This window comes from Pseudomonas sp. GM55 (assembly GCF_000282395.1).
GTDB lineage: Bacteria > Pseudomonadota > Gammaproteobacteria > Pseudomonadales > Pseudomonadaceae > Aquipseudomonas > Aquipseudomonas fluorescens_CC.
Genome location: NZ_AKJJ01000001.1, coordinates 119,392 through 140,837 on the forward strand (window position 1 = coordinate 119,392; position 21,446 = coordinate 140,837).

General features: G+C 60.2%; 16 protein-coding genes. 12 read left to right on the plus strand and 4 right to left on the minus strand.

The window, feature by feature from the left end:
• Positions 1–101: 101 nt before the first annotated feature.
• From PMI31_RS00575 to glnK, 3 genes are all read right to left on the minus strand, one after another.
• Entirely contained in the window at positions 102–527 is a 426-nt protein-coding gene (locus tag PMI31_RS00575; protein ID WP_008015517.1) for a secondary thiamine-phosphate synthase enzyme YjbQ, read from the minus strand.
• 214 nt (positions 528–741) lie between these two features.
• Positions 742–2,079, minus strand: a complete 1,338-nt coding sequence (locus tag PMI31_RS00580; RefSeq protein ID WP_008015518.1) for an ammonium transporter — start codon at positions 2,077–2,079, stop codon at positions 742–744.
• 35 nt (positions 2,080–2,114) lie between these two features.
• The gene (gene glnK, locus PMI31_RS00585; protein ID WP_002555808.1) at positions 2,115–2,453 is read right to left on the minus strand and encodes a P-II family nitrogen regulator; all 339 of its coding nucleotides are present in this window, start codon (positions 2,451–2,453) and stop codon (positions 2,115–2,117) included.
• 420 nt (positions 2,454–2,873) lie between these two features.
• Between glnK and PMI31_RS00590 the strand changes: the two genes are divergently transcribed.
• Both PMI31_RS00590 and PMI31_RS00595 read left to right on the plus strand, forming a co-directional pair.
• Positions 2,874–3,134, plus strand: coding sequence for an accessory factor UbiK family protein (locus tag PMI31_RS00590; protein ID WP_008015521.1), 261 nt, complete (start codon positions 2,874–2,876; stop codon positions 3,132–3,134).
• A 274-nt stretch (positions 3,135–3,408) separates the two neighbouring features.
• Positions 3,409–4,902, plus strand: a complete 1,494-nt coding sequence (locus tag PMI31_RS00595) for a YifB family Mg chelatase-like AAA ATPase (protein WP_008015523.1) — start codon at positions 3,409–3,411, stop codon at positions 4,900–4,902.
• Between the two features lie 6 nt (positions 4,903–4,908).
• Here PMI31_RS00595 and PMI31_RS00600 read toward each other — a convergent pair whose 3' ends face one another.
• A complete protein-coding gene (locus PMI31_RS00600; protein WP_008015525.1) occupies positions 4,909–6,120 on the minus strand; it encodes an aldose 1-epimerase family protein in 1,212 nt (403 codons plus the stop codon).
• Positions 6,121–6,387: 267 nt separating this feature from the next.
• On the opposite strand from PMI31_RS00600, the gene PMI31_RS00605 reads away from it, so the two are divergent.
• Genes PMI31_RS00605 through PMI31_RS00650 form a run of 10 tightly spaced genes read left to right on the plus strand, consistent with a single transcriptional unit; the run spans position 6,388 to position 21,298 of the window.
• A complete protein-coding gene (locus PMI31_RS00605) occupies positions 6,388–7,755 on the plus strand; it encodes an SrfA family protein (RefSeq protein ID WP_008015526.1) in 1,368 nt (455 codons plus the stop codon).
• Positions 7,756–7,771: 16 nt separating this feature from the next.
• Positions 7,772–10,837 (plus strand): virulence factor SrfB, encoded by a 3,066-nt coding sequence (locus PMI31_RS00610; RefSeq protein ID WP_008015528.1) that lies wholly within the window; start codon positions 7,772–7,774, stop codon positions 10,835–10,837.
• A complete protein-coding gene (locus PMI31_RS00615; protein ID WP_008015530.1) occupies positions 10,834–13,545 on the plus strand; it encodes a putative virulence factor in 2,712 nt (903 codons plus the stop codon). Before PMI31_RS00610 ends, PMI31_RS00615 begins: the two co-directional genes overlap by 4 nt.
• A gap of 3 nt (positions 13,546–13,548) precedes the next feature.
• Positions 13,549–14,571, plus strand: coding sequence for a hypothetical protein (locus PMI31_RS00620; protein ID WP_008015532.1), 1,023 nt, complete (start codon positions 13,549–13,551; stop codon positions 14,569–14,571).
• 11 nt (positions 14,572–14,582) lie between these two features.
• Positions 14,583–16,562, plus strand: a complete 1,980-nt coding sequence (locus tag PMI31_RS00625; RefSeq protein WP_043302078.1) for a vWA domain-containing protein — start codon at positions 14,583–14,585, stop codon at positions 16,560–16,562.
• Positions 16,563–16,572: 10 nt separating this feature from the next.
• Entirely contained in the window at positions 16,573–17,274 is a 702-nt protein-coding gene (locus tag PMI31_RS00630) for an ABC transporter ATP-binding protein (RefSeq protein WP_008015534.1), read from the plus strand.
• Positions 17,258–18,481, plus strand: coding sequence for an ABC transporter permease (locus PMI31_RS00635; protein ID WP_008015535.1), 1,224 nt, complete (start codon positions 17,258–17,260; stop codon positions 18,479–18,481). Before PMI31_RS00630 ends, PMI31_RS00635 begins: the two co-directional genes overlap by 17 nt.
• Positions 18,471–20,015: an SUMF1/EgtB/PvdO family nonheme iron enzyme gene (locus tag PMI31_RS00640; RefSeq protein WP_008015536.1), complete on the plus strand. Its 1,545-nt coding sequence runs from the start codon at positions 18,471–18,473 to the stop codon at positions 20,013–20,015. Before PMI31_RS00635 ends, PMI31_RS00640 begins: the two co-directional genes overlap by 11 nt.
• 34 nt (positions 20,016–20,049) lie before the next feature.
• Complete coding sequence (locus PMI31_RS00645) at positions 20,050–20,787, plus strand: hypothetical protein (protein ID WP_008015537.1); 738 nt, start codon at positions 20,050–20,052, stop codon at positions 20,785–20,787.
• 4 nt (positions 20,788–20,791) lie between these two features.
• A complete protein-coding gene (locus PMI31_RS00650) occupies positions 20,792–21,298 on the plus strand; it encodes a hypothetical protein (RefSeq protein WP_008015538.1) in 507 nt (168 codons plus the stop codon).
• Positions 21,299–21,446: the final 148 nt, after the last annotated feature.

Genomic DNA, 21,446 nt, shown 5'->3' on the forward strand with positions numbered 1-21,446 from the left:
GTTCTACCTCATGACTTGCGAAAAGCAGATTAGTTATAGCCCAGCTTTGCCCTCTGTCGAAGGCTGCCGGAAAAAAATCAACAGCCGCTGCTGACCAGCGGTTATGCCTCTTCACCGTGCACGGTGGCGAGGACTTTGCGGGCACCGCCATGATCACGGTGCTCGCCCAGGTAAACGCCTTGCCAGGTCCCCAACGCCAGCCGGCCTGCCGAGATCGGCAAACTGAGCTGACAGCCAAGCACGCTAGCCTTGAAGTGCGCCGGGAGGTCGTCCAGGCCTTCGTCGTTATGCTCATAGCCGTCTGTTCCTTGTGGGATCAGACGATTGAAAAACCGTTCGAAGTCGCGACGTACCGCCGGATCGGCGTTCTCGTTGATGGTCAACGACGCCGAGGTATGCTGCAGCCACAAATGCAACAGACCGACCCGACACGCCTTGAGTTCAGGCAGGCCGGCGAGTAACTCGTCCGTTACCAGATGAAAGCCCCGGGGCCTCGCCCGCAAGGTAATCAGAGTCTGTTGCCACATACAGTTCTCCGCACGTTCGGGGCGCATTCTAGCGCGCTCTGGGAAAAAACAAAGGCCCTAATATTCCTTCATTCCTGTAAGCCTTCGACTGCACAAAAACACCCGACGCAAACATCGTAAAACCTGTAGGAAAAAACCTTTCAGCGCGCTCTTCAATGACAAATTTCAGACAAAAAAATGCCCGGCAAGCCGGGCAAGTTTTTTACACGCGTACTTACAAGTTGTAGCCGCGTTCGTTGTGAAGCGCCAGATCGATGCCGACCGCTTCTTCTTCTTCATTGATACGCAGGCCCATGACCGCATCCAGCACCTTGAGGATGATGAAAGTGGCGATCGCGGTGTAGATCACCGTGAAGCCCACGCCTTTGCATTGAATCCACACTTGTGCGGCGATGTCGGTCACGGTGCCGAAGCCACCCAGGGACGGCGCGGCGAACACACCGGTCAGGATTGCGCCGAGGATACCGCCGATACCGTGCACGCCGAAGGCATCCAGGGAGTCGTCATAGCCGAGCTTGCGCTTCAGGGTGGTGGCGCAGAAGAAGCACACCACGCCAGCCGCCAGACCGATTACCAGCGCGCCCATCGGGCCAACGGTGCCGGCAGCCGGGGTGATTGCCACCAGACCGGCAACCACGCCCGAAGCGATACCCAGTGCGCTAGGTTTGCCGTGGGTGATCCACTCGGCAAACATCCAGCCCAGTGCCGCAGCGGCGGTAGCGATTTGCGTCACCAGCATCGCCATGCCGGCGGTGCCGTTGGCCGCAGCGGCGGAACCGGCGTTGAAACCGAACCAGCCGACCCACAGCATGGCCGCGCCCATCAGGGTGTAACCGAGGTTGTGCGGCGCCATCGGCGTGGTCGGGAAGCCTTTGCGCTTGCCCAGCACCAGGCAGGCAACCAGACCGGCCACACCGGCGTTGATGTGCACCACGGTGCCGCCGGCGAAGTCCAGAACGCCCCAGTCCCACAACAGGCCGCCGTTACCGGACCAAACCATGTGCGCAATCGGCGCGTAAACCAGGGTGAACCACACGCCCATGAACACCAGCATCGCGGAGAACTTCATCCGCTCGGCGAAGGCGCCGACGATCAACGCCGGGGTAATGATGGCGAAAGTCATCTGGAAGGTGACGAACACCGCCTCAGGGAACAGCGCCGCAGGCCCGGTCAGGCTGGCTGGTGTGATGCCGGCGAGGAACGCCTTGCCCATGCCGCCGACGAACGAGTTGAAGTTGACGACGCCCTGCTCCATGCCCGTGGTGTCGAACGCGATGCTGTAGCCATAAATGACCCACAGGACGCTGATCAGACCGGTAATGGCGAAGCACTGCATCATCACGGAAAGAATGTTTTTCGAGCGAACCATGCCGCCGTAGAACAGCGCGAGGCCGGGAATGGTCATGAACAGCACCAGGGCTGTAGAGGTCAACATCCAGGCGGTGTCGCCGGAGTTGAGGACCGGGGCCGCCACTTCGTCTGCCGCCAAAGCAAGGCTGGGCATTACGATGGACAACAGGGCTCCTAGCCCTGCGATTTTACGCAGAGTCATATTGTTTTCTCCTGGGGCGTTGGGTTTGTGGCGGCTTAGATTGCGTCGGTATCGGTTTCGCCGGTACGGATGCGAATCGCCTGTTCCAGATTGACCACGAAGATCTTGCCGTCACCGATCTTGCCGGTGTTGGCAGCCTTGGTGATGGCCTCGATTACCCGGTCCAGATCCTTGTCGTCGATGGCGACATCGATCTTCACCTTGGGCAGGAAATCGACCACGTATTCCGCGCCGCGATACAGCTCGGTGTGACCCTTCTGCCGACCAAAGCCTTTGACTTCAGTGACGGTAATGCCCTGCACGCCGATCTCGGACAGCGACTCGCGTACGTCGTCCAGCTTGAACGGCTTGATGATGGCAGTGACTAGCTTCATGAAAACTCTCTCCCGAATTGGTGGACTTGCCCCAGGAAAACAAACCCGTCTCAAGTCTAAGCGCAGTGCCTGGCTTTGTAACGCATCGTCGGCCTTACCTGCCCGTCCGACGCCAGCTAACCACTCCTCACGAAACACTCCCCCGCGTTCCGCTTGGCGCACTGCATTCGTCACAGCGACTGCATCAGTGCATGGGTCATGAGGGACTAAGCAGAAAGCTTGCCATCTCTGGAAATTTCACTGTTTTCAAGCCTTTGCCCGCGGATGGCAGCGACTTCGCAACAACACCCGACGTGTTACGCACAACAACGGTGCGACGCCATCTATCCGCATGCGCGAAAAGCGTGCATCCCTTGCCCGCGGATTTGACTATAGACACTGCGTGATACACTGCCCGTCATTGTTTCCAGGACATTGACCATGCTCGCGCCAAAAGACTTCCTCGACGCCCTGACCGGCACCGCCTCCCGCCTCTTCAGCGGCGACACGCCTCTGCCGAAAGCTGAAATCGAAAGCCAGTTCAAGATGTTGCTGCAAAGCGGTTTCAGCAAACTGGACTTGGTGAGTCGCGAAGAATTCGACAGTCAGATGGTCGTGCTGGCGCGCACCCGCGCCCGCCTCGAAAGCCTCGAAGCGAAAGTCGCCGAGCTGGAAGCGAAACTGAACCCACCAGCCGAATAACACCGTAAATGCTCACTGTGGAACCCATCCCACTGTAGGAGCGAGCTTGCTCGCGAAGGTCGTGAACGATAGCGCGTAAAGCCAGATGACCAGCAGCGCATTTGGGTTTTTCGCGAGCATGCTCGCTCCTACATGTGGCATTTGCCCGGGTCACTCCGTCTCGGCAACATCCTGCGAAAGTTTATCCCCCTCACCGACCCCACCAGATTCTCCTCCCCCGACTACCCTTCAAAAACCCGCAGGAAGCGGCTTTCCGTCATCTCAAGGAACGACCATGTCCCTCTCCATCGTCCACAGCCGCGCCCAGATTGGCGTGGATGCCCCCGCTGTCACCGTTGAAGTCCACCTGGCCAATGGTTTGCCGTCGCTGACCATGGTCGGCCTGCCGGAGGCGGCGGTGAAGGAAAGCAAGGATCGGGTGCGCAGTGCGATCATCAATTCGGGGCTGCAATTTCCGGCGCGGCGGATCACGTTGAATCTGGCGCCGGCGGACTTACCCAAGGATGGCGGACGGTTCGATCTGGCGATTGCCCTGGGGATTCTCTCGGCCAGTGTGCAGGTGCCTACGTTGACACTCGATGATGCGGAATGCCTTGGGGAGTTGGCGCTATCAGGTGCCGTGCGGGCGGTTCGTGGGGTTTTGCCGGCGGCGCTGGCGGCGCGCAAGGCCGGGCGCTGGTTGATGGTGCCGCGAGCGAACGCCGAGGAAGCGTGTCTGGCCTCGGGACTGAAAGTGATTGCGGTGGATCATCTGCTTGAGGCTGTTGCGCACTTCAATGGGCATACACCAATCGAGCCTTATGTCTCCAACGGCTTGCTCTACGCCAGCAAACCCTATCCCGACTTGAATGAAGTGCAGGGCCAACTCTCGGCCAAGCGCGCTTTGCTGATTGCGGCGGCGGGGGCTCACAACCTCCTGTTCAGCGGGCCACCGGGGACGGGGAAAACGCTGTTGGCGAGTCGTTTACCGGGTTTGCTTCCACCGCTAGCCGAAAATGAAGCTCTTGAAGTCGCAGCCATTCAATCCGTTACCAGTTGCGTGCCATTGAGCCACTGGCCGCAAAGACCATTCCGCCAACCCCACCACTCCGCTTCCGGGCCGGCATTGGTCGGCGGCGGCTCGAAACCGCAACCCGGTGAAATAACCCTCGCCCATCATGGCGTTCTATTTCTCGACGAGCTTCCGGAATTCGATCGCAAGGTGTTGGAAGTGTTAAGGGAGCCGCTTGAGTCCGGTCACATCGTAATCTCCCGCGCCAAGGATCGTGTCCGCTTCCCGGCCCGTTTCCAATTGGTCGCCGCGATGAACCCGTGCCCCTGTGGATATCTTGGCGAACCCAGCGGCAAATGCAGTTGTACACCGGACATGGTCCAGCGTTACCGCAACAAACTGTCGGGGCCGTTGCTGGACCGAATCGACCTGCACCTGACCGTCGCTCGGGAAGCCACGGCGTTGAACCCTGCGCTGAAACCCGGTGATGACACCGCTACCGCCGCAGTGCTGGTTGCCGACGCCCGAGAGCGACAACAAAAACGCCAGGGCTGCGCAAACGCTTTCCTTGATCTGCCGGGCCTGCGCGAACACTGCAAGTTATCCACAACCGACGAAGCCTGGCTGGAAACGGCGTGTGAGCGATTGACCCTGTCGCTGCGAGCGGCCCATCGACTGCTTAAAGTCTCACGCACCCTGGCGGACCTTGAGCAAGTCGATGGCATCACCCGCGATCATCTGGCTGAGGCGCTGCAGTACCGGCCGAGCACAAACTGACCAGAATTACTCCTTGGAGAGATCAACCAACGGCGTTTGTCGTACCTCGGTTTCCCGAGCGCCCTGAATCTCGCTCACCCGATGCAACGCCTTATCCACAGCCCCCTTATCGGCCAGCAAGCTGTACTTGATCTGAAACTGCCTCTGCTCTTTAACTCCAATTGTCGGCACCAAACCGATCGGCCGCTGATACCGGCGGTTATAAGAAAAGCTCGTCCCTGGCTCCAACCCGGTCACATACCCCTGCCCTTGCGTATCGGTGTTCTTCCACAACGAGAACACAGGCAACTGCTGAGTATTAAACCCAACCGACACCCCAAGGCTGCCTGCCTTGTTATGCAGCACGGTCAACGTGTCACCTTTGGCATCGCCATAAGGCACAATGTTGTAAACCGTTTCGTCATAGTCCTTGGTCGGCGCGCGATAGGTCTGCCAATCCGCCAGATCCCCTTTGGCCTTGTCGTTGAACGGCGACACCTGTTTGACCGGCGCAACAAATCGGGCGCCCTGTTCAAGGAACGGCGAACTGAAGTTACTGTGATAAAGCGCCTGGTATTCCTTCGGATAATCACCGTTGTTGGTCAGGGTGTCATTGAGGGCGAACGCGACGCTGCCGGGCTCAGTGACCAGTTCAGTCATCACTGAGAAGTCGACTTTCTTGAACGCCTGCTCTTTGAGTTCGCCGCGCAGGCTGATCGCGTAAGGCGGTTTTTCATCTATATGCAGGGTAACTTTGCTGGCCGGGATGTTGGCGGCGCGGCCATGCAGAGTCAGCAGTTCGCCGTGGTCCATGCCAGGATGGCCGACCCATTCGTAGCCGCAGCGGGCCACCAGCTCGTTGAAGCCTTCGAGCCAACCCAGGCCGCCACGACCGTTGAGCTCGATGAAGGACGGATTGACCACATCCTTGACCGGCGAATCCCAGCCCATGCGCACATTACCGACCGACGCCTGCAGCACGTTCATCCCGCGAGTCGGCACCACCGAGAGTTTCATCGTGCCGTTATCGATGTCGACGATGCTGACGCCCTCTTGCCGACCGCCGTGCAAGGTACGAAGGGTCACGGAAAAGGGTTGGTCGGTTTTCACACCGAGTTGCTGGCTGGTGATCTGCCAGTTTTGCGCAGCTTTGTCGCTGTCGAGCAGGACGTAATCCCAGGCCATGGCGTGGGAGGCGGACAGCGCGCCAAGGACAACGAGGAGTTTGAGCGAGGTCATGGGGAAAGCCTTTCTTGGAGTTGTGCATTTTTTATAGCGCTGATGAAACGATTCAGCAAGCTTAAAAAAGCTTACGATCGAGCCTTCCCAAGCCAATTAATATTGACCTTATGCAACCTCCGCACGCTTACGTTAGTCTCATAAGGTTTGAACCTCCGGCAGATTGACGGCGATATCATGATGACATCAAGGTCGCCCGTTAAATGCAGGAGCAAGTACGGACACATTTGTCTGTCATTTTTGCGCAACGGATCGTATGGAGTTTGAATGCGCGGGGCACTATTACGCAGCGGTAAGAGCGGGTCATTCACTGCCCTCGGCGAAACAGGTCAACCGGTCTACCGGGCAGCCCTGCAATTGCGCGAAGCCATTCGCCGCAAGAACCCCGATTTGGTCGATCATCTGGCCATCCCTCAAAGCGATGAACTCGGCAACCAGATCGATTGGTACAGCGGCCTCGACGGCGATGTGATCCCGTGGAGCAGCGCGACCGAAGAAGAACGTGCCCCTGCCCGCCGCCAGCTTGAAGCCCTGAAGACCGCGCTCGAAGAATTGAGCCAGCGTTTCCTGGGTACTGACTCCGCCGAACAGCAGCAAGGCGACAAAGCCGTGTTCGGCAAGCTACTCAAGCGCGTGATTCATTTCCCGGACGAAAACTTCGTTTACCTGGTGCAAGGCAAACCGGTGCTGACCTTCTGGGGTTTCGAGCATGCCGGTACCGGCAATAGCGATCCCCTGCACTGCCTCTATCAGGTCCCGCCCGCGTTCACGCTGCCACCCGTGGCCGAAGCGCCTGTTGTTGCGCCCGTTGTGCCGGTGGCTGCTCGTCCGTGGTGGCGTCGCTGGTGGTGGCTGTTGCTGCTGCCGCTCCTGCTGCTGCTTTTGTGGCTGTTGCTCGGCCTGCGAGGGTGCGTCCCGATTCCGTTGGTGGCGGTAGATTTGCTGCCTAAGGGCGTTGTACCGGTGGAAAAACAACTGGAAGAGCCGCCACTGACCGGCAATGTCACGACGCTGAATGGCGTCCCGGTGACAGGCACCGTTATAGGCTCAACCACTGGAACCGGCACCGCCGTGACCGGAACGCAGGGTGTGGAAACGCCGGCCGTCGAGGGTAACGAGGCTGACATGGCGCCCGCCGACTTGACCAAAGACCCGGCCATAGACCCGGCAGCTGAAAACAAAACTGCGCCACCAGAAAACAAAACCGCGCCGCCGGATATCACATCGCCCGAAGCAGAAAAATCCGCCGCCGCAAAACCTGGCCCGCCCCTGAGCATCCCGCCAGACGCCGCCGACGGTGCCGCCAAGTTCCTCGATGGTCAGTACAGTGCAGGCGCCGGGATACAGGACCGCCGAACCGGCAAACCGCTGCGCCTGGAATACCAACTCAAGGACGGTAAGGGCCAAGTCACCGTCCACCAGGCCGACGGCTCGAAATGCAGCGGGCCGGTGAGCGCTACTATGAAGGGTGGCAGCCTGGCCATCGACAGCCAGGGCCAGGCCGTTTGCGCCGATGGCAGCACTTACGACATGCCCAAGGTCAACTGCCGCAACGGGGCGACCACGATCGCGGACTGCACCGGTGGTTACGGAAAAGAACAATTCCCCATGTCCATGCGGCAAGTGGCCGAATAAAACGGAATAACCCGACATGTTGCCTGAAGTCACTCAATTCGAAGACACCGTCACGCTGGTCAGCGACACCGGCATCCAGTTCATGGATTTCGCCCTGCGCCTGGATCCCCGCAAGGAACCGGCGGGTGAGTTCGCACCAATGATCAGCGGGCTGATCTGCCGCCTGGCGTACAACGAAGAAAAAGACTTCTTTTTCTACGAGCCCGAACCGGAAAAAGTCGAAAAAGCCAAACCTGCGTTCAGCGTCGACATGAAAAGCAGCCTCGATTTGCTCGACGGTATCTGGCTGCCGATCCCGTTTTTCCGCTTCATGCCGCCGCATCGCTTCGACGAAGGTCCGAGCAACTGGTCGCGCATGCGCCTGGTGAAATTGGCGACTCCCGACATCGACGGTAATACCCACCGCCTGACGATGGCGTTCGACAGCCGGGTGATGCCCAAGCGTGACGGCACTGCCTATCTGGCGCCAAACGAAGAAGACATCAGCTCCGGCGTGTCTTTCAAACTGGCGACCAAGGCTAGCGAAACCCGCTGGTTTCTGGCGCAGCCGTGGGTCAACGAGTGGCTGCTGGAAGTGTTCAATGAGGGCAATGCCCACCGTTCCCGCGCAGAGTTGGACATCGATATCCGCGCCAACCATCACCTGGCGCACTACCTCAACCTGCTCAGCCTGTTGAGCAAACCGTCAGCCGCCCAGGAGTCGAAGGCCCGGGCGAAAGTTGAAATCCCCGAGCTGAAAGTGGTCGCCAACGACAGCAATGGCTTGGTCAAACCGATTCCGGTGGACCTGGTGCTGGACGTCGGCAACTCGCGCACCTGCGGCATCCTGATCGAAAATCACGGTCAGGCCGGCTCCGGGCTGAAGCAGAACTACGTGCTGGAACTGCGCGACCTGATCACCCCCGAACACACCTACAACCTGCCATTCGAAAGCCGCGTGGAATTCGCCCAGGCCTACTTCGGCAAGGACCACTGCTCGGTCAAGAGCGGCCGTCACGATGCGTTCCAATGGGCGACGATTGCCCGCGTCGGCAATGAAGCCAGCCGTCTGGCCAGTCGTCGTCGCGGCACCGAAGGCTCCACTGGCCTGTCCAGCCCGAAACGCTATCTGTGGGACGAAAACGCCTATGGCCACGGCTGGCGCTTCAACTGCTCGTACATCAAGACCGATAACGAGCCGTACGCCACCGCCGCGCCGTTCTCGCACCTGATCAACGAAACCGGCGAGGCGCTATACAGCCTCGAAGAAGACGATCGTCTGCCAGTGTTCATGCCGCGTTATTCACGCAGCTCGCTAATGACGTTCATGCTCGCCGAAGTACTGGCCCAGGCGCTGTCGCAAATCAACAGCCCGGCCCAGCGTTCTCGCCAGGGTCACACCCGCGTGCCGCGCCAACTCAACAGCATCACCCTGACCGTGCCGCCGGGCATGCCGCAGGCAGAGCGCAGCATCCTCAACGAACGCATGCTGCAAGCCATCGGCCTGGTGTGGAAAAGCCTCGGCTGGCATGCCGGCGAGGAAGATCCACATCAGGATCAGGCCGTCAGCCCGCGCACGCCGATCCCGAGTATCCGCGTGGAATGGGACGAAGCGTCCTGCGGCCAGTTGGTGTACCTGTACACCGAGGTCAACGAGAACTTCGCCGGTCACCCGGAAGAGTTTTTTGACACCATCGCCCGGCCGGACAAGGCCGACCGCCAACGCATCACCCTCGCGACCATCGACATCGGCGGCGGCACCACCGACCTGGTGATCACCGACTATCGCCTCGACCGCGCGGGTAATACCGGCAGCGGCAGCAACGTGCACATCGTGCCCGAACAGCGTTTTCGCGATGGCTTCAAAGTGGCCGGCGACGACATCCTGCTGGACGTGATTCAGGACTTCGTCCTGCCGAGCTTCGAAAAAGCCTTGCAGAACGCCGGCGTGAAAGCCCCGAATTCACTGATGTCACGGCTGTGTGGCGATGAGTCGGTCAGTGCCCAGGACATGATCCTGCGTCAGCAATTGAACCTTCAGGTGTTCGCCCCACTGGGCCTGGCGCTGCTCAAGGCGTACGAGCATTACGATCCGCAGGTCCCGCAAGAAGTCACCCCGCAAAGTTACCGCCAATTACTCGGTGACAACGCGATCAGCAAGACCGTGCTCGACTACGTCAACGCTGCCGTACGCCGCGATGTCGGAGGTCAGAGCGGTTTCGACCTGTATGCCGCGCCGATCAGCTTCGACCTGCAAAAGCTCCACGCCGCGTTCCTCAACGACCAGATCAACATCACCAAGATCCTTGGTGCGCTGTGTGAAGTGGTCGCGCATTACCCGTGCGATGTCTTGCTGCTGACCGGCCGCCCTTCGCGCCTGCCCGGCATCCAGGCGTTCATTCGCAAGGTGTTGCCGCTGCCGCCGGGGCGCATTCTGGCGCTGCAAAACTACCGTACCGGCGGTTGGTATCCGTTTCACAAGAGCGGCCGGATCGACGACCCGAAAAGCACCGCCTCGGTCGGTGCCATGCTCTGCCTGTTGTGCGCCAACCACAGCGTACCGAATTTCTACTTCCGGGCATCGGCGCTCAAGCCGTATTCGACGGTCAAGCACATCGGCGTCATCGATCTGAACAACGTGATCAAGGATGCCGACGTGCTGTACCGCGACATCCAATCCGAAGACTACAAAATCAAGCTGCCTGAAATTGGCGTCGGCGACGCCGCCGACACGCCGCAGCTGGAAATGCGCGGCGATCTGCGCCTCGGTTTCCGCCAGTTGGCCGCTGACCGCTGGGCCGCCTCTCCGTTGTACACCTTGCGGTTCACCAAGACGGGTCGGGAGAAATTTTCCCGGGCAATCGGTGAAAATGGCAGCGCGCCGCTGCTCAAGGTGCGGTTCGAGGTCAAACCGGCGGACAAATACACGCGCAAGCAGGATCTGGTCAGCGACCGCCTCTCGGTCCGCGACATCGAATCCAACAGCAACAACGTCAACTTCAACCCGCGCAGCGACCTCGAGCTGGAACTCAACACCATGCTCGACGCCGGCCTGAGCGAGACCAAGTACTGGCTCGACAGTGGAAGTGTGAAACGCAAATGAAAGACCTGACCCCCGATCAAACTCAGCTCTCTGCCAGTTGGGCCGCTGTTTATGAAGGCGCCGGTCAGGCGCTGGACTGGATTGGCCAGACGCGCGGCAATGCGCCGCGTCTGGACAGCGAAGCCGACAACCTGAACATCCGCCTGCACCGCGCCCGCAACCTGGCTCAAAGCCTCGGTCGTGTGGCCTGCACGCCGATGACCATTGGCTTTTTCGGCTTGTCCCAGGCCGGCAAGTCCTACCTGATTTCGGCCCTCGCCGCCGGTCAGAACGGCAAACTGGAAACCGATTTCGGCGGCCAGCACCTGGACTTCATCAAGCACATCAACCCGGTGGGGGGTGGCAAGGAAGCCACCGGCCTGGTAACGCGCTTCAGCCGTCGGGCGACGGAAAGTCAGGACAAGGACTTCCCGGTAGAACTTACGTTGTTCAAGGAAATCGAGCTGGCGAAGATTCTCGCCAACGCCTGGTTCAAGGATTTCGACCTTGAGAGGATTTCCTACGAGATCGACGAAGAGCGCATCCAGCGCGTGCTCAAACCGTTCGAAGGCCGCGAAACCGGCCCGCTGCAAACGGGGGTCAATGCTGACGATCTGGTGTCGCTGTGGGATTACCTGCGCGACAACTTCCGCAACTCGGTGAAGAAGCTTGAGCACCTGTACTGGCCCAAAGCGTTGCAATTGGCGCCACGCCTGAATTTCCAGGAACGGGCCGAGCTGTTTTCGATCCTCTGGGGCGAGCAAAGCGAGTTGACGCGCGTGTACCAGAAACTGGCCGGCGCGCTGCACAAGCTGGGCCTGCCCGAGACCGTGTTCGCACCGTTGAAGGCCTTGGTGAGTTTCGAAAACGACACCTACAGCCAGCGCGACAGCATCATGAACGTCGACATCCTCGAACGCTTCGGCAGCCCGCTGGACTTGCCGATCGATGTTCGACCGCTGGTTGGCGATCGCCTGCAAAACAGTCAGGCAATTGCGGTCGCGCAACTGGCGGCACTGACCGCCGAAATGACCTTCCGCCTGATCGAAGCGCCGGTGGATGACATCGTCAATCAGGTCGACCTGCTGGACTTCCCCGGTTATCGCGGGCGCCAGAAACTGCACGAGATCGCCGATTCCAACGACCCGCAATCCACCACCAAGGACAATTCTGTTTCCCAGCTGATCCTGCGCGGCAAGGTCGCCTACCTGTTCGAACGCTACACCGACAACCAGGAAATGAACGCACTGGTGGTCTGCACCAGTTCGACCAAGCAGAGCGACGTCAACGACGTGGGCCCGGTGCTGACCCGCTGGATCGAAAAAACCCAGGGCGCCGACTCGGCCGCTCGCAGCAAGCGCGATACCGGCCTGATCTGGGCGCTGACCATGCTCGACCTGCGCATTACCAATTCCCTGAGCCTGACACCTGATCAGTACGATGAGAGCTGGAACGGCATGGTCAAGCTGACCATGCTGGAGCGTTTCGGCAGCCTGAGCTGGATGAACGACTGGGCCGGCACACCGTTTCAGAACACCTACCTGGTGCGCAAACCGCGTATGGACGCGGCGTTCATCGGGCAAGACGCGACCGGTGCGGAAACCGGCCTCAATGCCATCTATCAGGAACGTGTCAGCGCGCTGGGCACCAGCTTCGCCAGTAACGCTCTGGTGTGCAAGCACATCAAGAACCCGGCCAACGCCTGGACAGAAATGCTGCGCAACGATGACGGTGGCATCAGCCACTTCAGTGGCAGCTTCAAAGGCGTGGCCAATATCGAATTCAAATTGCAGCGTATCCGCGAGCAATTGAGCGAGTGCCTCGAAGGCCTGACCACTCACGGCCTGAGCACCTGGTACCACGCTGACGACGACGGCGCCGCAGCCGCCAAGAAAGCCAAGGCGCAAATGATTCTGACGGGCCTGGGCCGTCGCCCGGCGGTACTTGGCGAATTGATCGATCAACTCGACATGCCGAGCGAAGAGGTGCGCGACCTGTACCTCAGCGGCGTGTACGAAACCGATCACGAGCCGGCCGTGAACGACGAACCGGTCACCCCGACACCGAGCCAGAGTCTGTACGGCAACGACGCCGGTTTCAATTTCGATTTCGGTGACGACCTGAGCCAAGACGCGCCGGTCAGCAGTAATACCGGCACCTCGGCACCTGAGCTGCAAAGCAACGAACACCGTTTCGCCAAAGCGGCGTTCAAGGCCTGGATCGCACACCTGCGTGAACTGACCACCCGGCAAAGCCTGCTCAACCTGCTGGGGCTGGAAAAGGCCTTGCTGGAAGCGGTGGTCGATGAACTGATCACCGCCGGCTATCGCCAGGACTTGCCGGGGCAACTGAGCCGCGCCGTCCTCAAGCGCGCACAAAGTGGCGCGCGGCGCGATCAACTGGTCGAACGCCAGGTATTGGAAGTGCAGCGTGTGCTGCGCGATTTCGTGTCCTGGTTCGGCTACCTCCAGAAGCCGGTGAGCGAGCGCCCGAACAGCCGCGCCGGTGCCAAGGCGCCTTTGTTTTCGTTCTACACCGACATTAGCCCGGGACAAGTGCCCGAACTGCCGGCGCAACCGTCCAATCAGGCGCAACGGTACCTGGGCGACTGGCTCTCGGGCCTGGCCTACATCACACAGGACAATGCCGGCCATGGTGCCGGACGTGAAATCACCCCTGAACAGAACGAACGGCTGGGCCAAGTGCTCGCAGCCTTCGCAGCGAGATAAGCAATGCCAATTCGTGTCGACCTGCTCGCGTTAGAGCCCAATGTGCCTGGCCAGGCCCGCCTCACTGTGAAGAAATGGCAGGGTGGCGAGCAACAGCTGGAGTTTTCCATTCAGCGCAACCAGGACGGTTTTTACCTTCAGGACCACAAGGCCTGGAGCAACAATCCATTCTGGTTCAAGGTCTCGCGCTTCAACCTCACGGCCAACGGCGAAGCTATGGAAACGCAGGTCGGCCCGGACGTGGTCGACCCGCTGCTGGAAGGCGTCGCCAACTCGCAATTCCAGATCGAACTGCGCGAACAGAGCCAAGGCCACGCCGACAAAGGTGTGGTTCGGCCAGGCGTCGGCTTGCTACCGTCCACGGCCGGCGGCCAGACGCGCTCGACTTACGGCGGTGCCGAACTGACGGCGCCAAGCGTACCTGCACCGGAGATCCTGGAGATCCCGGAGCTGCCTGAATTGACCCTGTCCACCATCGAGCCAGAAGTGGAATTGGAATCGGTACTCACCGAGCCCGCCTTTACGCCGCCTCCCGCACCGGTGAAGAAAAGCAACAAAGGCCTGATCGGTCTGTTGATTGTGGTGTTGCTGCTGGCGGCGGGCGCCGGATTCTGGTTCTACAAACGCACCCCGGCCCCTGCGGTTGCAGCCACTGCCGCCGCACCCGCCGGCGCCGACGCTCAAGCCTGCACCCTCGACAGCATGAACAGCCTGCCCGAGTTGACCTTCGTCCAGACCTGCATCAAAGCGGCACCCGACAGTGCCAGGTTGCTGGAGATCATCAACCAGGCCAAGGCCGGCAAACACTGCGGCGTCGCCCAGCGCCTGTACGCCAACCGTGCCCAGGCCGGTGACGCGCTGATCGCCAACGCCTATGCCCGCGAATACGACCCTAAATACCTGAAGGCCAGCGAGTGCTTCCCGGCCGCGGACAACGCCACTGCCGCCTACTGGTATGAAACCATCCTCACCCAGGACCCGAACAACGCCGAAGCCAAGCAGCGTTTCGAGGAGTTGCAGAAGTGATGCGTTCGCCCATGAGTCGATTCCTGCTGAGCAGCGCCGCATTACTGGCGCTGTGCATCAGCCCGCTGTCCCAGGCCGATGACAAACCGCTGATCCAGGCCGGTAAAAAGACCCTGTTCCAACGCGTGCTGACCACGCCGGGCTGCAAAATCAGCCCGACGGCGGGCGGTGCGGCAGGCGAAGCACAACCGGTCTTCAGCCGCTTTTATGTGTACGAGCGCGCCCAGGCAAACAACACCGAGTGGCTGAAAGTCGGCCCCGACAGCTACGGCAAAACCATTGGCTGGCTGCCTGCCAGCTGCACCACCGACTGGAAGATGCAGCTGACGCTGGCCTTCACCAACCCGGCTAACCGCGACCGGTTGCTGTTCTTCAAGGACCGCGCCACCGTCGAAGGCATTCTTGATGCACCGGACCCGGTCAGCAAAGTCGCGCCGCTGCGGGCCACGCTGAAAAAGGGCCAGCAAGCACCGGGCGTACTGGCTGAAGAACCTGAATACTTCGTCGACCTGCAAAAGCAGTTCTACCTGTTGCCGGTGCTCAGTGGCGAAGAAGTCATGACCGAAAGCGGTTTCCGCACGCGCCTGCTCAACGTCGCTTCCGTCAGCAAGCCGGATGACAAGAACGCCAAAGGCGGCGCTGCAGGTGGCGCTGCCGGCAGCAAGGAAGCCGAAGAGAAAAAGGCCAACCAGCTGAAGGAATTCAGTGCGGCCGTGGTATTTGTCATCGACTCGACGATCTCGATGGACCCCTACATCGACCGCACCCGCGAGGCGATCCGCAAGGTTTACCAGAAGATCGAAGCGCAGAATCTCGGCAAACAGGTCAAGTTCGGCCTGGTGGCTTTCCGCTCCAACACCCAGGCGGTGCCAGGGCTGGAATACACCACCAAGATGTACGCCGACCCTACCAAGGTGAAAGACAGCGCCGACTTTTTCGCCAAGATTGCAGACCTCAAACAGGCCACCGTGTCGAGCAGCAGCTTCGATGAAGACTCGTTTGCCGGCGTCATGGAGAGCATCGACAAGGTCGACTGGAACCAGTTCGGCGCACGCTACGTGGTGCTGATCACCGATGCAGGCGCCATCGAAGGCGACGACAAGCTGTCGAAGACCGGCTTGAGCGCTGCGCAGGTGCGTATCGAAGCCGCCAACCCGGGCGTGGCGATTTACACCCTGCACCTGAAAACCCCGGCCGGAGCCAAGGACCACGCGAAGGCCGAGGCGCAATACAAGGACCTGTCGACCTACCCGGGCACCAATACTTCGCTGTACTACCCGGTGAACGCTGGCGATGTGCAGGAATTCGGGCGCAAGGTCGACGCACTGGCCGCAGCGATCACTACACAAGTCAAAGCCGCCTACATGGGCGAAGACGCCATCGGCAGCGCGGCGAACGCCAAGCAGGACCCGGCCGATAAAAAAATGCTCGAAGACGCTGCGCTGATCGGCCACGCCATGCAACTGGCCTATCTCGGCGAGAAGACCAACAGCAAAGCCCCACCAGTGTTCAAGGCATGGATCACCGACCGCGACCTGATCAAGCAGAACATCCCGACCACCGACGTGCGGGTGCTGCTGACCAAGTCACAGCTCAGCGACTTGAGCGACGTGATGAAGCAGATTCTCGATGCCGCCAACGAAGGCCTGATTTCGCCGACGGACATGTTCAATCGCCTGCGCTCGGTGGCGGCGACCATGGGCGCCGATCCCAATCAGCTCAAACAGAACAGCAATGCCAAACTGGCGGACATGGGCGTCCTCGGTGAATACCTCGAAGACCTGCCCTATCAGAGTGAAGTGTTGAACCTGGATGAAGAGACCTGGAAGAGCTGGGATGGCCTGGCACAGGAAAAATTCATCCGCACGCTGAACACCAAACTGCGGCATTACCAGCGTTACAACGCCGATGTCGACCGTTGGGTAGCTTTAGCCAAAGACAGCGATGCGCGGGATAACGTCTACCCCGTACCGCTGGAAATGATGCCTTAACGAGACGCCGATGCTCGATATCAAGAACCTGCTGGTGCGCCGTGGTGAAGGCGCACAGGCTCATCATGTGCGACTGCCGCACTTGCAGGTCCGCGCCGGGGAAATCCTCGCCATTACCGGTGAGAGCGGCAGCGGCAAAAGCACGTTACTCGAAGCCATCGGCCTGTTGCTCGCGCCGGTGGAACTCGAGCGCTTTCGGCTGGGTCCGGCGCACGCCCAGGATATCGCCCAACTGCTGGCCACTGACGACCAGCCAGCTCTTGCAGCGGTGCGTTCACGGCACTTGGGATTCATTTTGCAGAGCGGTGGCTTGCTGCCGTTCCTGAGCGTGCGCGACAACATCAGCCTGCCGCGCCGTTTGCTCGGGATGCCGGCAAAGAGCGATCACATCGACCACGCCGTTGACGTGTTGCGCCTACAAGGGTTGCTGGATAAACAACCTCAGGCCTTGTCGATTGGCGAACGCCAGCGCGTTGCCTGCGTTCGGGCAATTGCCCATGAACCGCTGCTGCTGTTGGCCGACGAGCCGACCGCCGCGCTCGACCCTCACAGTGCCCGGCGTTTGTTCGAGTTACTCCTGAGCCTGGTGTCGAGCATGGGCCTGAGTGCGCTCGTTGTGTCCCATGACTGGGCCTTGCTGAAAGATTTTGGCTTGCCGCGACTCGGCGCTATCAGCCATCAGGGAGAGACTCTGTTTGAACCGATGGACTGATCGCTTGCGCCTGCTGGGCTCACTGGCGCTGCAAGACCTCTGGCACGACCGCAAGGTCTCGCTGTGCATCGCCGCCTCCCTGGTGGCGGTGATCGCGCCGTTGTTGTTGCTGTTCGGGCTCAAGCACGGGGTAGTCAGCCAGCTGCAGGACGAACTGCTGCGCGACCCGCGCAACCTTGAAGTGAAGATGCTCAGCAACGGCAACTACGACACGGCCTGGATCGAGCGTTTGCGCCAGCGCCCCGAGACCGGTTTTGCCCTCGGCCAGACCCGCTCGCTCAATACCCAGGCTGACCTGCTGATCGGCATGCAACGGTTTGTCGAAGGTGCGGAAATCATCGCCACCGAGTCGGGCGACCCACAACTGAACCTGGCGCCACTCAACCCCGTCGGCAATCAAGTGATCCTCAGCGCCAGCGCAGCGCAGCGCTTGCAGGCCAAGGCCGGCGACAGCGTGCAGTTGCGGGCGTTGCGTCGTCTGGAAGGTGTCAATGAACGCGGTGAAATGACGCTGACGGTACTGGCGGTGCTCGACGGTGCCCGCTTCGGTCGCGCTGCCGGGTTTGTCGCCCCACCGCTGCTGCTGGATCTGGAGCGCTTTCGCGATGGTTATCAGGTCAGTGGCTTCGGCGTTGTCACCGGCAAGCCTCAGGATAATCTACAACCGCTGTATGCCCGCGCCCGCGTCTATGCGCGCGACATCGATCAGGTCGCGCCGCTGGAACACTGGCTCAACGAACAACACATCGAAACGTCGAGCCGACTGGCCGACATCGACAACGTCAAAGCCATCAACCATGTGCTGGGGTTGATCTTCGGTGTGATCGCCATGGCGGCGCTGATCGGCTGCGTGGCGTCCATGGTCGGCGCGTTCCTGGCCAACATCGACCGTAAACGCAAAAGCCTGGCGGTCCTGCGTCTGTTGGGTTTCAAACGCAGGTCCGTCGGCGGTTTCGTGGTCCTGCAAGCGCTGGCGCTGAGCTTGGCCGGCTACGTTGGCGGGCTGGGGTTTTATGCCGTAGGCAGTCATTTGTTCGACTACCTGCTCGGCAGCAGCCAGGCCACCGGCACCTTCGTTTGCCACATCACTGTTTGGCATGGCCTGGCCGCCCTGCTCCTGACCTTTTTGGTCGCTGCATTGGTGGCCATGATCGGCGCCCTGCGAGCCATCAACATCCAACCTGCGGAGAGTCTGCGTGAGCTATAAACGTTTTGGCTTGCTGTTGCCCCTGAGCCTCGGCTACTTGCTCGACGCCTCGGCGGCGGGCTGGGAAGAGAAGTATTACAACCCGATGCCCGAGGCTGGCGACGTCGTGCTGCCGATGCCCTGCGAAGGCTCGATGGCGTTTCGCAAGGTGTTCATTCCGGTCGCAGGTCCCTTGGATGACTACCCGATCAACATCGGTCAGGACGGCGCGGAATACGGCTATGTCGAGCAGACCCGTCCGACCTTTATCGCCGGCAGTTTTACCGGGGCCAAGAACGACAAGTCCCGCTACTACCTGATGGCCAAGTACGAGATGAGTCAACTGCAATACGCCGCGCTGACCGAAGCAACCTGCCCCACCGCCGCCACCAGGATGCGCTTGCCGCAAACCGCGGTGAGCTGGGTGCAAGCCGTCGAAGCCGCCGACAAGTACAACCTGTGGCTGCGCAAAAACGCCGCCGGCAAGCTGCCCAAGGAAGACGGCGCGCAAGGCTTTCTGCGCCTGCCAACCGAAGTCGAATGGGAGTTCGCCGCGCGCGGCGGGCTGGAGGTTGGTGCCGCAGAATTCCGCGACACGCACTACCCGATGCCAGAAGGCATCAACGCCTACGAGTGGTTCGCCGGGGCGCAATCGTCCAACGGCAAAGTGCAATTGACCGGTCTGCAAAAGCCCAACCCGCTGGGCCTGCATGACATGCTCGGTAACGTCGACGAAATGATGTTCGAGCCGTTTCGCCTGAACAAACTCGACCGCCAGCACGGTCAGGCCGGCGGCTACGTCGTCCGCGGCGGCAACTACCTGACCGCACAGGCCGACCTGCGTACGGCATTGCGTAAGGAAGAGCCGTATTACAACGCCGAAGGCCAGGTGAAAAACAAGACCACCGGCCTGCGACTGGTGCTGGTCTCCCCGACCCTCACCTCTCGCGAACGGGTCGCCAGCATCGAAAGCAGCTGGAAGAAACTCGGCACCGGCAGCAAGGAAACCGAATCCGCCGACAAAGGCACCGTGCAATCCCTGAACAACCTCGCCTCAGGCGTCGAAGACAAAGCGCTCAAGGAAAAGCTCCAGGCCCTGGAGAACCAGCTGCGCGCCAGCAACCAGCAGCAGGAAGAAACCCGCGATCAGGCGATCCGCGCCAGCCTTAACCTGGGTGCGTTCCTGTGCACCAAGATGCTCGACGACGGCCAGTACGTGGACTTCCTGCAAAAGAACTACAAGCTCAACTGCGAAAGCGCAGACAAAGATGCCAGTTGCGACATGCGTAAAGGCAAGCTCGAGGAGCAAAAGGATCGCCTGCACAAACTCAGCCGTTACTACGCCAGCAGCCTGGTGGAATCGGCGACCTTGTACGGCCAGCCACTGCTTGAAACGCAAGTCCCGGTGATGGAAGAAATCATCACCCGCAACAAACAGCTGCAAGACCTCAAACCTTACTTGCGCACCCACTGGGCCAATCAGAAGGCGTTCCTGCAAAAGCAGAAAATCGACACTGAAGCCTGGCTGACCAGCTGCAAAACCGTCACTCAATAACAACGCGTCAACACCGTTACCCAGGAGTTTCACCATGTCGCGCAGCCTTTGGACTCGCTTCAAGCTACAGATCGCTTTCGTAGTCGCCAGCAGCCTGCTAATGACCGGTTGCGCCAACACCGGCAGCTCCATGCTGGGCGAAGGCGAAGGCGACGGTGCCGACCCGCGCCTGACCCAGGGCAATGACGCAGAGTTCTTCAGCAAGTCCGGATACCAGGCCTGTGCCGTCGGCGCCGGTGTCGGCATCCTCGCTTGCGCACTGTCCAACAGCAACAACAAAACCGTGTGCGTCATCGCTGCCGGTATTACCGCGTGTGGCGTGGCCATGGGCGCGAACTATTACCTGGATCAACGTCGCGCCGAATACGCCGACACCAGCACCCGCTTGGCGAAGATGAACAGCGACGTCCAGCAAGACACGCAGAACGTGATCGCCCGTACCGCGACCGCTCAGCAAGTGATCAATGATGACCATGCACAAATTGCCCAGATCAAAAAGGACATCGCCAACAAGAGAGTCGACAGGAACAGGGCTCAGGCGCAAATCGCCGGGATCGATTCGGACATCGCGCGCCTGCGTAAAGACCTTGCCAACATGCGTACCAAAGTCAACGAGTACCGCAAAGTGGCAGATGCCGAGCGCTCACAAGGCTCCAGCGCCGAGATCAGGCAAGTGGAGATGAACATTCAGAGAATGAACCAGAAAGTCGTCAGCCTGCAAAAGGAAGTCGACGCTCTGTACAGCCAACGCTCCGCAATCACCCTGGGTTAAGCACATGACACCAAGACAACTGTTGGTCATCACTGCCGTCCTGGCCCTGAGCGGTTGCGCGACCCAGTCCGGCGAATGCGATGCAACCAATCGCGACAGCAGCATGCTGACCAAGATGAACTGCGACTACTCCGGTGGTTACAGCGACCAGGTCAAGCAGAAGGAACTGGCCCTGAGCGAGTCCCGAAAGCAAAACGCAATGTTCCGTCAGGTGTACGAGAACATTCAGGCCCAGCAGCTCAGCACCAAGGCCGATCTGGCCAGCCAGCAGAAATCCCAGGCGGCACTGAATCAATCGCTGGCACAACTGCTGACCTCGCTCAAGGCCCGGCGTGGCAATGAAGCCCAGGTGCAGAAGCAGATTGCCGACCTCGAGAAGCAGCTCAAGGCTTCGCAAGCGGCGCCAGTGACCAAATCAACACCCGCAGCACTGGCGGCCAAGCAGCAAGAGCTGAAAACATTGCAGAAGAAGGTCAATCAGCTGCAATTCAGCCTCGGCTACGAAGAGTAACTTTTCATCCCGCACGCATCCCGATGGATGCCTGCACTTTTTCAGGAATCATCGTCATGCAGCGGGTCATCAGGGATGCGCAAGCCACATCGGAGGGGGTGAGTGCGCTGCAAGCCAAAGTCGCCCTCATCCAGAAACACTTTCCGCC